Raw genomic sequence first — 12,812 nt, 5'->3', positions numbered from 1 at the left:
CATGAAGCTGGCCCCGAAAGACGCCCGCGCGTTCTTCGCCAAACCCGACCCGACCCGCGCCGGACTATTGATCTACGGCCCCGACGCGATGCGCATCGCGATGCGCCGACAGGAAGTCATCGCTGCTCTCGTTGGCAAGCAAGGTGAGGAAGAGATGCGCCTGACGCGCATTCCAGCGTCGGAATTGCGCAAAGATCCGGCAATGTTGATGGACGCCATCAAGGCGCAGGGTTTCTTCCCCGGACACCGCGTCGCTTTCGTTGAAGATGCTACGGACACTGTCGCAAAGGCGATAGAGGCCGCGCTGAAAGAATGGCGTCAGGGCGACGCGACGATCCTAGTGACTTGTGGGCAGCTCACCCCGCGCTCCGCCATTCGCAAAACGTTCGAGGGGCACAACAACGCCTACGCCGCCGCGATCTACGCCGACCCGCCCGGCCGTGACGAGATCGAGGCGGAGCTGCGCAACGCTGGTGTCACAGACATTCCGCCGGATGCAATGGGCGATTTAATGGATTTAGGTCGCGTGTTGGAGCCCGGTGACTTCCGTCAAACCGTTGAGAAGCTGTCTCTTTATAAACACGGGGATGCGACCCCCGTGACGTCGGATGATATCGCCAACTGTGCGCCCGCCACCTCTGAGGCGTCGCTGGACGACGCGTTGGACATCGTCGCCGAGGGCCGCTTTCAAGAAATCGGGCCGATCCTGACTAAGCTGGAGGCGCAAGGCGTTGCCGCCGTCCGCCTATGCATCGGGGCCACGCAGCACTTTCGCAAGCTGCATCTTGCGGCGAGCGACCCGAAGGGACCGGAGGCTGGTATCGCCCGCTCTCGCCCGCCCATCCCGTTCAAACGCAAAGACCGTATGCTGCGTCAGGCGCGCAGTTGGGGCACCCACAAACTAGAGAATGCATTGCGATTACTGACGGACACCGACTTACAACTTCGATCAGCAAGCACTGCGCCACAAATGGCATTGATGGAACGCGCTCTGATACGGCTCGCCATGATGAACCGCCGATGAGGATGACCTAATGTACACTCTGATCGGGGCGAACCAAACCCGCGCCTTGCGCGTGAAATGGGCGCTTGAAGAACTGGGCGTTCCCTACACGCAGCTGCCAGCAGCCCCCCGTTCTGCGGAGGCAAGGGAACACGCCCCGTCGGGCAAGGTGCCCGTGCTGATCGTAGACGGTGCCACGCTCACAGACAGCACGGCGATCATTACCTACTTGGCGGACCATCATAACGCCCTGACGCTAAAGGCAGGCACATTGGGACGGGCGCGCCAAGACGGCTTCACCAACATGGTGCTGGACGAATTTGACGCCGCGTTATGGACGGCTGCGCGCCACAGTTTTGTTCTGCCCGAAGACAAACGCGTCCCCGACGTGAAGCCATCCTTGCGTTGGGAGTTCGCACGATCGGAGGAGTTACTTGTATCGCAGATGGGCGACGGGCCATTCCTGATGGGCGCGGAGTTCACAATAGCCGACATCGTTCTGTGTCACTGTCTGGACTGGGCCGTTAAAGCGGGCTTTGGCGTGTCGCAGCCGCGTTTGGCCGAGTACCACGCCGCTATGCGGGCGCGGCCCGCCCATATCGCCGCCCGCGCTGAATAAGCCGGCTCCGTCACGGCTGCCGTGTCGCATAGCTTGCGGCCGCCTGTCCCGCCCAGCGGCCTGTCGCCAGACATCCGGTGATCAAGTAACCACCCGTCGGGGCCTCCCAATCTAGCATTTCACCGGCGGCAAAAACGCCGGGACGATCACGCAGCATCAGGTTCCTATCGAGGGCGCTCGCCGCTAATCCGCCCGCGGTCGAGATCGCCTCATCCATCGGGCGCGGACCATTATGGCTGACTGGCAGTGCTTTGATTGTCGCCGCCAACGCGGTCGCATCATCAGGCAACGGTCGCGCGAATTCCTGTAAAAGCGCCAGCTTCACAGGCTCTAACCTTAGGTGTTTACGTAAATGGTTCGTCAGGCTGTTCTTGCCGCGCTTCCGGCTCAGGCGGCTTACCACGTCTTTAAAGCTAAGGTCAGGCAGCAAGTCGATCGTAAGCGGAGCCCCGTCTCGTACCGCCGCGGATACAGCGTAAATGCCGCCGCCCTCCAGACCGCGCTTGGAAATTACGGCCTCCCCACGTTTAGTGCCGTTCAGCGCGATGTTCTTTAGCGGCGCGCCCATATGGTCCGCCATATGCCTAGACCAAGCGACCTCAAAGCCCATATTTGCAGGTTTGAAAGCGCGCAACTGATCCTCAGAGAAATGCGTTGACCATACACCATCAGATCCTAACTTGGCCCAAGATGCCCCCCCAAGCGCCAAAACGGTTGCTTTGGGAGAAAGCGACGCGGGGCCATCGGGCGTCGCGAAAACTGCGGCTTCGCCGTCCCAACCCTGCCAGCGCCACTGCGTCTTTATAACAACACCCTTCGCCCGCAACCGCGTCAACCACACACGCAACAACGGGGAGGCCTTCATCACGGTCGGAAACACCCGACCGCTGGAGCCGGTGAATATCTGCTGCTCCAGATCTTCCGCCCATGCCATCACCTCCACTGGGCCAAACTCGCGCAGGGCGGGCAGCAGCCAGTCAGCATTGAACGCCGCGAAAAACAGGTCCTCTGGCTCGTCTTTCGTCAAGTTTAGACCCGATTTTCCCGCCATCAGGAACTTCCGGCCAACCGACGGCTTTTGATCCGCCACCGTCACTCTGTGACCCGCGTCAGCCAGCATTTCAGCCGCCATTAGCCCCGCAGGGCCGCCACCAATGACAAGCGTGTCACTCACTTCGGCATCTCGCCTTTGAATTCCACAACGCGGTGCGGATAGGGGATTTCGATACCGTTGTCTTTCAGCGCATTCCAGATCAGGAACAGCACGTCGGACGTGTATTTATGTCGCCCGTCGTCGATACCGTTCACCCAGAACTCGACCGAGAAATCTATGCCGCTTTCGCCAAAACCACGCAGCTCGCAATCGGCAGGATAAGGCTCTAACAAGACGTCTGGGTGGCCTTGAACTGCCGCCTCAACAATCGCAGGGACCGTGTTGATATCGGTGTCATAAGACACGGAGAACTCGGCCTCATAACGGTTGGCAGAACCTTGGTCGCTGTAATTAATGACCCGCGTGACGATGAAGTCTTCGTTCGGGACGACGATCCAACGCCCGTCGTAGGTTTCCAAGATGATCGCGCGGGCGGTCATCTTTACGATCGTACCCGCCTCCCCGCCGTCAAGTTCCACGAAGTCGCCAACCGTGGCTTGCCCCTCCAGCAAGAGGATCACGCCGGAGATGAAGTTCGACGCGATCTTTTGGAGACCAAAACCAAGACCCACACCAACGGCCCCGCCCAGCACGGCCAAGCTGGCCAAATTGATGCCCATAATGTTCATCAGCAGCAGGAACGCCAAGCCGAAGATCGCGATTTCAACGGCCTTCACCGCCAGTTGCCGCGTGGCAGGTCGCAACTCTTCTTTTTTGCCGATCAGTGCTGCGCTTTGATCATTTGACCAGCGGCCCAGCCAGAACAGCAAGGAGCCCGCGATAACACCGCGCACCAGTGCCATCAGCGAGAACGAGATGTTGCCGACACCCACTTGAAACTCGCTCAGTGCCGCCGAAGCAGTGTCTAACAAGCCCAGAGCGTAGAGTGCTGCGATCGGGATCAGGATGAATTTGCCAAGTAGTTTCAGGAACGGGTCGGTTATGATCCGCTGCACCAGGATGCGCGCCGCCAAGAATAGAAACAGGCGCTTGCCGAACGCAATCACCGCACCGCTGTCGAACAGGGAGCGCACCACTTGCTCCCCGATTGCGGTGAACACATAGGCGAGCAATGGCAGCAATAGCGGCAGGAATCCTAAAACGAAGCGCCGTGATGTCGCCACCAACCCGACTGCATCTTCCGCCGGAGTAAGAAGGGGACTGATCGCTTTGTTCAAGCGACGGCTTAGATACCAAGCCAAGCCAAAGGCGACGACCAACAGCCCGAACTGGGACCAAGCCGCGGGGCTTGTCAGCCAGCCAAGGGCCAAGTCCATCCCTTGCTCCGCGTAGCCAAGCATTTTCTGAATGAATGGGTTTTCTAGCATGTCACGCGCCCTCGGTCCTTGTACCTAACCCGACTTTCTCTAATCGCTCAGCACGCGCAAAGGAAGCTTTTGACGCCTAACCCAACATCGCCTTGATCGCCGTCACGTGGTCAGCCTGCGCGGACACGACGTCCGCCGCCAAAGCTGTCGCGGCATCCACAAGCTCGACTTGGGGCACGATCCGGTCGACCAAACCCCACGCCAACGCCTCCTCCGCTTCGATTTTCTGGCCAGCCATCAAGATCACCTTCGCCCGCGCAGGACCGATCAGCGCAGACAGGCGTTGCGGGTCGGAGGGTTGGGGCAAGAACCCCAGCTTCATCACAGGATAGAAAAATTTTGACGTGGGGACGCAGATGCGCATGTCACACGCCAGCGCCATACCCATCGCGCCACCAGCAAGCGTTCCGTTCAACGCGGCGATGCTCAATCCCGGAAAATCCGCAACGGCTTTCGAGAGGCGTTCCCAGATCGGGTCTGTGGCGAGCCCCTCTTTCGCCGCCTCCAGATCGGCACCCGCACTAAACACCTTCCCTTCGCCGGTCAGTATTATGGCTTGCGCTTCGCCCGCAGCGGCCTCCACGGCCAGTGCCAAATCCCGAAGCATACGGCGTGTCAGTGAATTGGCCTTCTCTGGCCGGTTGATCTTGATGATCCAGATGGCGTCATCCTTGCTCACGTCGATCATTCCCCAAGGCCCACGCGCCTACGCACCTCCTCGTCCCGCAGCGAGATTTCTTCACCTAGATAGCTGTCTGAGTCTTCGCCGCACATCCACAGCAATGCCTTCGCGGGCCAATCTGCGGGGATGTGCACGGCCGGGTCTAACTCGCTGACTGGATTAATGCCGCTGGCCTTGATCTTCACCTGCATGTCGGTCGCGACGGTTCCCGGGGACAACCCCATGACCCGAATGCCTGTCCCGCCGTGTTCTGCTTGGATGCAGCGCGTCAGCATGGCTGCGCCAGCCTTGGAGGAACAATAAGCGCTCCACCCTTCCAGCGGCCCGTGCGCCGCGCCAGAACTGATGTTCAAAATAGTGCCTGAACCTTGGGACGTCATGGTCTGCAAAACGGCTTTTACGCCGTAATAGACACCTTTCAGGTTCACATCTATCAATGTGCTCCACGCGGCGGGGTCACTGTCCTCCAAACGCGCTATTGGGTCGATAAGCCCTGCGTTGTTGACCAGAATGTCGACGCGGCCGGTCTTTTCTAGCGCAAGGTCCACCGCTTTGGTCCAGTCGCCAAAATCCGCCACATCGGATTTGCAAACGCTGGCCTGCGGCCCGATCTCGGCGGCAAGCTTTTCCAGCTCTTCGCCACTGCGCGCCATCAGCACTACATGGGCACCTGCCCCCGCCATGACCCGCGCGGTGTCCGCACCAATGCCCCTGCTTGCGCCGGTGATCAGCGCTGTTTTTCCAGTAAGATCGACCATCATCAGCTCCCTCTTTGTTCGCACTATCTGACCCGTAGAGGCACCCAGTTGCAAGAGATCGTTACGGGAGCTGCCTTGCAAGCAGCGTCCCATCAGACTACCTCCAATCATAGAATTACCGGAGCACGTTATGTCCCAAGATCTATCCGCCCTAACAGACCGCATGCTGCTAGCCGCCCGAAAGGCCGGTGCAGAAAGCGCTGATGCAATGGCCGTTGACGGCACATCCGTGTCTATCGACGTGCTTGGCGGCAAGTTGGAGCACGCTGAGCGTTCCGAAGGGGTCGACATTGGCTTGCGGGTTATGATCGGGCAAAAGCAGGCGGTTGTGTCATCGTCTCTGTTCGACGACGCAACGCTGGACACAATGGCAGAGCGCGCCGTAGCAATGGCCACCGAGGCCCCAGAAGACCCCTACATCGGCTTGGCAGATACATCGCAACTGGCCGCGTCTTGGGACGTGGATGCGCTGGAGTTATTTGACCCGACGCCGGAGCCCAAGGCATCCGAATTGGAGGACGACGCAAAGCGCGCAGAAGCCGCAGCGCTGTCCTTTGATGGGATCAGTCAGGTGCAGTCCGCCTCCGCAGGTTACGGACAACGCCGCATCCATTTGGCCACATCGAACGGATTTTCCGGCGGCTATCAGCGCTCCAGCCGGAGTCTGTCGTGCGTGGCCATATCCGGTGAGGGCGCCGATATGGAGCGGGATTACTGCGGCGAGGGCCGCATCTTCCAAAACGAGCTACCAAGCCCCGAAGACATCGGCCGCATCGCCGCGGAGCGTACAGTGGCACGCACCGGCGCGCGTCGCCCCAAAACAGGGTCTTATCCAGTCATTTTCGATGAGCGCATTTCCTCATCTTTGATAGGTCATTTACTGGCGGCGTCGAACGGCGCCATGATCGCGCGCGGTTCTTCTTGGCTGATGGGGAAACTGGGCGAGCAAATATTGCCAGCCGGATTGTCCGTTACTGAAAACCCTCACCGCCCGCGCGTGTCAGGTTCCAAGCCGTTTGACGGCGAAGGGCTTGCGACCCAGCCGCGCGACATTGTCCAAGACGGTGTCCTGCAAGGTTGGACGCTGGACCTTGCCACGGCGCGCAAACTGGGCATGAGCAGCACCGCATCCGCGGCGCGCGGCACCTCCGGCCCGCCCAGCCCGACAGTCTCTAACATTGCGCTCACGCAGGGTGACCAGAGCCTCGCGGAGCTTATGGCGGACATGGGCACAGGGCTTTGGATCACATCAATGATCGGCTCCACCATCAACCCAAACACCGGCGATTATTCGCGCGGTGCATCGGGCATTTGGGTCGAGAATGGCGAACCCCAATACGCCATCAACGAGTGCACTGTCGCCGGGAACTTGCTGGACATGTTGCAACGCATCAGACCTGCGAACGACGCTAAACCCCACCTATCCCGCGTTGTGCCCAGCCTATTGGTAGAGGGGCTGACCCTTGCCGGTGACTGACGACCTTCAACTGTTGATTGATGCGGCCTATGCCAGCGGCGATATCGCACGCAAATTCTTCAACGCAGAGCCTGAAGTGTGGGATAAGGCTGGCAACGCCGGTCCGGTGACAGAGGCTGATCTGGCCATCGACACGATGCTCAGAACCGATCTGCTAGCCGCGCGGCAGAACTATGGCTGGTTGTCGGAGGAAACCGAAGACACCCAAGACCGTCTAATGAACGAGCGCGTGTTCATTGTAGACCCTATCGACGGCACCCGCGCCTTTATCGCGGGAGAGCAGCATTTTTCCCACTCGCTTGCAATTTCGCAAGAGGGGCGCATCACGACTGCGGTTGTATATGTTCCCATGATGGACCTGATGTTCGCGGCCAGCGAAGGACAAAAATCGACCCTAAACGGGGAAATTATCAACACTTCCGACCAGTCGGCACTTGAGGGTGCGACCGTCCTCGCCACGAAGCCGCACATGCAGCCGGAGTTCTGGATCGGCGACGTGCCACCCGTAAAGCGCAAGTTTAGACCCTCTCTGGCCTATCGCCTTTGCTTGGTTGCGCAAGGCCGCTACGACGCGATGCTGACGCTGCGCGACTGTTGGGAATGGGATATCGCCGCGGGTGACCTGATCGTTCGCCAAGCAGGTGGAACAGTGACGGACCGCCACAACGGCCCGCTGTATTTCAACAGCCCCCGTCCGAAAACCAAGGGATGCCACGCGGCGGGGCCTAGTCTGCATAAGGCGCTGCAAGCACGTATTCGCCAACCGGAGCCGCAATAAGCCACTGTCGCTCTCTTGAGCCATCGCCTATTGTCGCCGCAAAATATGTACCAACACCGGAGCACTTCCATGACACAGCGCTTGCACCTCGTCTTTGGCGGCGAACTCATTGATCCAACCAAGAACGCGTTCAAGGACATCAACGACATCCACATCGTCGGCATGTTCCCGAACTACGAAACCGCCTACGACGCATGGAAGTCCGAGGCGCAAAAGACCGTGGACAACGCCCACATGCGCTATTTCATCGCGCATATTCACCGTCTTCGGGATGAGAAGATCGAAGCTTCCTCTACCGAAGAACTCGGCAACTAGGTTAGGCCGCGCGGTCCGTTATGGCTTTTTCCCCCATGCTGGCACTTTATCTGGCTGCGTCGCGCTGGATGGTTCCGCTTGCCAATCGCAAGCTGGCCTCTCGCTTGGCGGAGGGCAAGGAAGATCCGAACCGGATTGAGGAGCGGCGCGGAGCTGCGTCGCAGCCGCGCCCGAACGGAGAGCTGATCTGGTTCCACGCGGCATCCGTTGGTGAGTCCCTCTCGCTGCTGGACCTTATCGAATCGCTCATTGACGAGCACCCTGATCTGAACGTGCTGATCACCACCGGAACGCGCAGCTCTGCCGACCTTCTGGGCGCGCGCCTGCCAGATCAGACCATTCACCAGTTTGTGCCACTAGACGCTCGCCCCTTCGTTCGGTCGTTCCTTGATCACTGGAAGCCGGATGTCGCGATCTGGACCGAAAGCGAGCTTTGGCCCGCGTTGATCCATGAGACTCACGAGCGTGGCATCAAGATGATCTCGCTCAACACACGGATGTCGCAACAGTCGTTTAACAAATGGCGTCGTGTACGCGGCGCCGCGCGCGCGTTGCTTGGCAACTTCGATCTGTTTTTGACGCAGGACCGCGTAACAGCAAAGCATTTGCTGCGGCTGGGTGCACCTTCAAAGAAAGTCCGCATCAGCGGGTCGCTGAAAGAAAGCAGCGCAGCCCTGCCCCACAACGAGGAGCAGCGTCAGGAAATATCCGCCGCCTTGGAAACCCGTCCCGTCTGGCTTGCCGCCAGCACCCACCCGGGTGAGGATGAGATGGCCGCCGAAGCACAGCGCATCGCGCGGCGCGCGTCTCCGCGGCTGCTTTTGATTATTGCTCCCCGACACCCCGAACGCGGCCCCGATATTGCCGCCAAGCTGCGAAACGCCGGATGGCGCGTCGCGCTGCGATCCGAAGGAGCGCCGCCAGATGCCGTCATCGACATCTATATCGCCGACACCCTTGGTGAGATGGGGCTATGGTACCGCATCGCCCCGATCAACTTTTTGGGCGGTTCCCTTGTCGATATCGGCGGGCACAACCCGTATGAGCCTGCCGCATTAGGCTCCGCAATCATTCACGGGCCGCATGTTCAAAACGCCCAAGATGTTTACGACCGATTGGACGAGGCAGAAGCCGCAAGGCTGGTTAAGACCCCGCAAGAGCTTGGCGCGGCGGTCATTGACCTTCTAGAGCCGCAAAAGTCGGCTGCCATTGCCCACGCCGCGTGGGAGCTGAGCAGCCAAGGCGCACATGCCGCTGAAGCGGCATTCGTGGAAATCAATGCCGCGCTTGGCAAGGCGACAGGGGGCCGCTGATGCAACCGCCTCAGTTTTGGCACAGGCCAGCGGGTCTACTTTCGACCGTACTTGCGCCGTTTGGCGCGCTTTATGCGATGGGAACGGCGCGGCGCCTTGCGCGCGGCACACCATTACGACTGGGCGTACCGGTTATTTGTGTGGGCAACATCAACGCTGGCGGGACCGGCAAAACGCCCACAGTCGTCGCCATTGTGCAGCGGTTACAGGCCCAAGGTCACACGCCGCACATCGTATCACGTGGATACGGTGGCACCGTTACGGACGCCGTGCAGGTCGATGAGCGAACCCACCGCGCTGCCGATGTAGGAGACGAGCCCTTGTTGCTCTCTGCTTTCGCGCCGACATGGGTATCACCGGATCGCACCAAGGGCGCACAGCTCGCCGTGCAGGCAGGGGCCGACGCTATCGTTCTGGATGACGGCTTTCAAAATCCTGGATTATACAAAGACCTATCACTCGTCGTTGTCGACGCTGCGCGCGGGTTCGGGAACGGCAAGGTTATACCCGCAGGCCCCTTGCGTGAACCCATGAAAACAGGGCTTGCCCGTGCGGATTTGTTGCTAAGTATAGGCCCTAATAAGGCGCAAACCCACTTTTTAGATGCGTGGGGCGCCCCGCCCTGCCCACACCTGAAAGGTCGGCTGACACCGCTTCAAACGGGGATGGACTGGCAAGGCAGTCGCGTTCTGGCATTTGCGGGCATAGGGCATCCGCAGAAGTTTTTCGCGACACTTAAAGACTTGGGCGCGGAAGTTGTGAAATCCGAAGCATTGGAGGATCACCAGCCCCTGTCCTCCGCCTTAATGGCGCGCCTAGAGAACGAGGCGATGCTTCTTGGGGCGCAGTTGGTCACCACCGAAAAGGATGCGACCCGTTTGCCAGACGAGTTTCGCGCCAAAGTTTTGACGGTTCCAGTCCGTCTAGAAATAGAAGACTGGTCAGCGCTAGATGATGCGCTGACCAGTTTGTTTTAGGCTTACAGTTCGGCGTCGAGAATTTTCTTCAGGTCGCTGTAGCTCATGTTCTCGTGCAACTTGCCGTTGATCACCAAAGACGGCGTAGAGCGGATGCCATCCGCCTTTGCATTCTCTTGGTAAACCGCAGTCATCGCCGCAGCTTTGTCGCCGTCGGTCATGCAAGCGTCTAGCGTTGCGTCGTCCAATCCGGCTTGCTTGCCAAACTTGCGAAGCTTACCTGCGATTTGTGCCGGCTCACCCTGTGCCCAATCGCGCTGGTTCTCGAAAATCAGGTCTGTGATACCAAAGTAACGCGCGCCATCGCCGCAACGTGCAACCATTCCCGCCCACAGGCCGTAACGGTCGAAGTATACTTCGCGGAACACGAACTTAACCTTGCCGGTATCTACATAGTCCTTCTTCAGATCCTTGAAGACGTTCTTGTGGAAGGTTGCGCAGTGCGGGCATGTGAAGGAGGCGTATTCGATCAGCGTGATCGGCGCGTTTTCGTCGCCGATAAACATTTCTTTCACACCCGAGGTGTCGATTTCGCTGGCCTCAGCGGTTTGCGCATTCAGCGGCGACACGGGTTCAGGCGACGTGCCAGTCAGCACAAATGCGCCAAGGCCGATGGCCAGAACGCCAACAATGGCAATCAGGATGTTGCGGTTCATCTAGTTCAATTCCTTCTCAGGTGCTCTTTTTCTTGGCCATAACATTTTGACCAAGTCGTTCCAATGCGCGGCGTAAGCCGTCGCTCTCGACGTCGCTGGCAAGCTCTTTGCTAGCGGCTATAACATGCGCGGGTGGGGGCGCTTTTTGCACGGGCGCGGATTGAAAAGCCATCTGCCCCTCGCTGAACCCGACCGGCGCGGTTTGTGTTACACGGACACGGCTAATCGCCGAGTACCCATAACAAGCGTTAACTTTCTCACGAATTTGCGGCAGCATCTGCTGGACCAATGGTGCGGCAGACCCCGTGCAAAGCACCGTTAGTGTCGCCCCGAACCCTTCGCGGCCGTAACCGACATCCACGGGCCGCGCCATTTTTGCCGTATCTTCACCGACAATTTCGTTCCAATGGGTCAGCAGCCGCATCACGGCGAAACCACGCTGCTCACCGGCCTTACGGACCTGCCCGTCAATGAAACCGGACATCGCAGAAAACCCTTTAGACCCGCGCCGGCGAAACGGCGGGCGGCCCTTCGTGTTAGGCGCGGAATATGGCGTCGGCTTGCGAGTCACGTGAATTGCCCTAAGTTGCGCGACGAACCTAACGCTTCGTCGGCGTGCTGTCAGACAAAAGCGACCAGATAAGGGTATAAACTTTGCGTGAGCCTGCTTCCTCCGACGATCTTTTGGCGTGGTACGATCGTCACGCGCGGCAGATGCCTTGGCGTGTTCCGCCCCAAGACCGCGCGAAAGGCATCGCCCCTGATCCCTACCGCATCTGGCTTAGCGAGGTGATGCTTCAGCAAACAACCGTCGCAGCTGTAAAGGACTACTTTGTAAAGTTTACCAGCCTTTGGCCAACTGTGGTGGACCTTGCCGCAGCCGAGGACGCAGATGTCATGGCCGCGTGGGCGGGTCTGGGCTATTATGCGCGGGCGCGGAATTTACTGAAATGCGCGCGCGTCGTTACCACGGAGCTTGGCGGCATTTTCCCTACCACGCGCGAGGGCTTGCAAGCGCTACCAGGCATTGGTCCCTATACATCCGCCGCGATTTCCTCCATCGCCTACGATCTGCCCGAGGCCGTGTTGGACGGAAACGTGGAACGGGTGATGGCGCGGCTCTATGCCATAGAGACCCCGCTACCCACTGCCAAACCCGAACTGATGGCGCTTTCACAGGCTCTAACACCGCCCAAAAGGGCTGGCGACTACGCACAGGCTGTGATGGACCTCGGCGCCACAATATGCACTCCGAAGAACCCTGCATGCGGTATCTGTCCTTGGCGCGACCCATGCGAAGCAAGAGCATCCGGGATTGCCACTGAACTGCCGCGCAAACTTGCCAAGAAGGCCAAACCCGTTCGGCGCGGCATAGCGTATGTTCTGCGTAATCCGGCTGGCGACTGGCTGTTGGAGACCCGCCCCGAAAAAGGGCTGCTGGGCGGAATGCTGGGGTGGCCCGGATCGGAATGGAATGACGCGCCTGTGCCTACGCCACCCGCCGATACGGACTGGGAGCGCGTCGAAGTGGAGGTTCGCCACACATTCACCCACTTCCACCTCATCCTTGATGTCATGACGGCCAACGCCGATTCAGACCCTAACGTGGGTAAATTCGTGCCTCATGCTAAGTTTCGCCCCACTGATCTGCCGACAGTGATGCGCAAGGTTTTTGACGCGGCGAAACACCGCTTTGAGCAGAATTGAGTGCCCCCGAATAACCGCGTAGTATCCGCCCACATACCGGATACGC

General features: G+C 59.4%; 14 protein-coding genes. 8 read left to right on the top strand and 6 right to left on the bottom strand.

Translation table 11 applies throughout. From position 1 onward, the window contains the following. The first annotated feature begins 1 nt into the window (after position 1). Together holA and BLW66_RS15320 are read left to right on the top strand one after the other, a co-directional pair. The gene (gene holA / locus BLW66_RS15325) at positions 2–1,024 is read left to right on the top strand and encodes a DNA polymerase III subunit delta (RefSeq protein WP_089948036.1); all 1,023 of its coding nucleotides are present in this window, start codon (positions 2–4) and stop codon (positions 1,022–1,024) included. Positions 1,025–1,034: 10 nt separating this feature from the next. After that, positions 1,035–1,622: a glutathione S-transferase family protein gene (locus BLW66_RS15320; protein ID WP_089948035.1), complete on the top strand. Its 588-nt coding sequence runs from the start codon at positions 1,035–1,037 to the stop codon at positions 1,620–1,622. A gap of 10 nt (positions 1,623–1,632) precedes the next feature. Here the strand turns inward: BLW66_RS15320 and BLW66_RS15315 are convergent, their stop codons facing one another. The 4 genes from BLW66_RS15315 to BLW66_RS15300 form a co-directional block, all read right to left on the bottom strand. Further along, on the bottom strand, positions 1,633–2,796 hold the full coding sequence (locus tag BLW66_RS15315) for a TIGR03862 family flavoprotein (protein ID WP_089948034.1): 1,164 nt from the start codon (positions 2,794–2,796) through the stop codon (positions 1,633–1,635). Beyond that, positions 2,793–4,103 (bottom strand): mechanosensitive ion channel family protein, encoded by a 1,311-nt coding sequence (locus BLW66_RS15310; RefSeq protein ID WP_089948033.1) that lies wholly within the window; start codon positions 4,101–4,103, stop codon positions 2,793–2,795. The genes BLW66_RS15315 and BLW66_RS15310 overlap by 4 nt, the downstream gene beginning before the upstream one ends. Before the next feature lie 76 nt (positions 4,104–4,179). Continuing rightward, entirely contained in the window at positions 4,180–4,791 is a 612-nt protein-coding gene (locus tag BLW66_RS15305; protein WP_089948032.1) for an enoyl-CoA hydratase/isomerase family protein, read from the bottom strand. Continuing rightward, positions 4,788–5,543, bottom strand: a complete 756-nt coding sequence (locus BLW66_RS15300; protein WP_089948249.1) for an SDR family oxidoreductase — start codon at positions 5,541–5,543, stop codon at positions 4,788–4,790. The genes BLW66_RS15305 and BLW66_RS15300 overlap by 4 nt, the downstream gene beginning before the upstream one ends. 130 nt (positions 5,544–5,673) lie before the next feature. On the opposite strand from BLW66_RS15300, the gene BLW66_RS15295 reads away from it, so the two are divergent. From BLW66_RS15295 to lpxK, 5 genes are all read left to right on the top strand, one after another. Further along, positions 5,674–7,020, top strand: coding sequence for a TldD/PmbA family protein (locus BLW66_RS15295; RefSeq protein WP_089948031.1), 1,347 nt, complete (start codon positions 5,674–5,676; stop codon positions 7,018–7,020). Further along, a complete protein-coding gene (locus BLW66_RS15290) occupies positions 7,013–7,798 on the top strand; it encodes an inositol monophosphatase family protein (RefSeq protein WP_342027827.1) in 786 nt (261 codons plus the stop codon). The genes BLW66_RS15295 and BLW66_RS15290 overlap by 8 nt, the downstream gene beginning before the upstream one ends. Before the next feature lie 69 nt (positions 7,799–7,867). Continuing rightward, positions 7,868–8,113, top strand: a complete 246-nt coding sequence (locus BLW66_RS15285) for a DUF4170 domain-containing protein (RefSeq protein WP_089948029.1) — start codon at positions 7,868–7,870, stop codon at positions 8,111–8,113. Between the two features lie 20 nt (positions 8,114–8,133). Beyond that, positions 8,134–9,426, top strand: a complete 1,293-nt coding sequence (locus BLW66_RS15280; RefSeq protein ID WP_089948028.1) for a 3-deoxy-D-manno-octulosonic acid transferase — start codon at positions 8,134–8,136, stop codon at positions 9,424–9,426. Then, the gene (lpxK, locus tag BLW66_RS15275; RefSeq protein WP_089948027.1) at positions 9,426–10,403 is read left to right on the top strand and encodes a tetraacyldisaccharide 4'-kinase; all 978 of its coding nucleotides are present in this window, start codon (positions 9,426–9,428) and stop codon (positions 10,401–10,403) included. The genes BLW66_RS15280 and lpxK overlap by 1 nt, the downstream gene beginning before the upstream one ends. Positions 10,404–10,405: 2 nt before the next feature. On the opposite strand, the gene BLW66_RS15270 is transcribed toward lpxK, so the two are convergent. Continuing rightward, on the bottom strand, positions 10,406–11,059 hold the full coding sequence (locus tag BLW66_RS15270; protein WP_089948026.1) for a DsbA family protein: 654 nt from the start codon (positions 11,057–11,059) through the stop codon (positions 10,406–10,408). Positions 11,060–11,075: 16 nt separating this feature from the next. After that, positions 11,076–11,543: a DUF721 domain-containing protein gene (locus BLW66_RS15265; protein ID WP_089948025.1), complete on the bottom strand. Its 468-nt coding sequence runs from the start codon at positions 11,541–11,543 to the stop codon at positions 11,076–11,078. A gap of 170 nt (positions 11,544–11,713) precedes the next feature. On the opposite strand from BLW66_RS15265, the gene mutY reads away from it, so the two are divergent. Continuing rightward, a complete protein-coding gene (gene mutY / locus BLW66_RS15260; RefSeq protein WP_089948024.1) occupies positions 11,714–12,766 on the top strand; it encodes an A/G-specific adenine glycosylase in 1,053 nt (350 codons plus the stop codon). The last annotated feature ends 46 nt before the right edge of the window (positions 12,767–12,812 follow it).

This window comes from Litoreibacter albidus, from assembly GCF_900107015.1.
In the GTDB taxonomy this organism is placed as follows: Bacteria; Pseudomonadota; Alphaproteobacteria; order Rhodobacterales; family Rhodobacteraceae; genus Litoreibacter; species Litoreibacter albidus.
The sequence above is the reverse complement of the archived record's forward strand: the minus strand, read 5'-3'. Positions and strand labels throughout refer to the sequence as shown.

Excerpts from the sequence above, each read along its gene's own strand:
- BLW66_RS15280 (WP_089948028.1), top strand. The coding sequence starts at position 8,134 with ATGGCTTTTTCCCCCATGCTGGCACTTTATCTGGCTGCGTCGCGCTGG.
- BLW66_RS15300 (WP_089948249.1), bottom strand. The coding sequence starts at position 5,543 with ATGGTCGATCTTACTGGAAAAACAGCGCTGATCACCGGCGCAAGCAGG.
- BLW66_RS15310 (WP_089948033.1), bottom strand. The coding sequence starts at position 4,103 with ATGCTAGAAAACCCATTCATTCAGAAAATGCTTGGCTACGCGGAGCAA.
- BLW66_RS15265 (WP_089948025.1), bottom strand. The coding sequence starts at position 11,543 with ATGTCCGGTTTCATTGACGGGCAGGTCCGTAAGGCCGGTGAGCAGCGT.
- lpxK (WP_089948027.1), top strand. The coding sequence starts at position 9,426 with ATGCAACCGCCTCAGTTTTGGCACAGGCCAGCGGGTCTACTTTCGACC.
- BLW66_RS15305 (WP_089948032.1), bottom strand. The coding sequence starts at position 4,791 with ATGATCGACGTGAGCAAGGATGACGCCATCTGGATCATCAAGATCAAC.
- BLW66_RS15285 (WP_089948029.1), top strand. The coding sequence starts at position 7,868 with ATGACACAGCGCTTGCACCTCGTCTTTGGCGGCGAACTCATTGATCCA.
- BLW66_RS15270 (WP_089948026.1), bottom strand. The coding sequence starts at position 11,059 with ATGAACCGCAACATCCTGATTGCCATTGTTGGCGTTCTGGCCATCGGC.
- holA (WP_089948036.1), top strand. The coding sequence starts at position 2 with ATGAAGCTGGCCCCGAAAGACGCCCGCGCGTTCTTCGCCAAACCCGAC.
- BLW66_RS15320 (WP_089948035.1), top strand. The coding sequence starts at position 1,035 with ATGTACACTCTGATCGGGGCGAACCAAACCCGCGCCTTGCGCGTGAAA.
- BLW66_RS15295 (WP_089948031.1), top strand. The coding sequence starts at position 5,674 with ATGTCCCAAGATCTATCCGCCCTAACAGACCGCATGCTGCTAGCCGCC.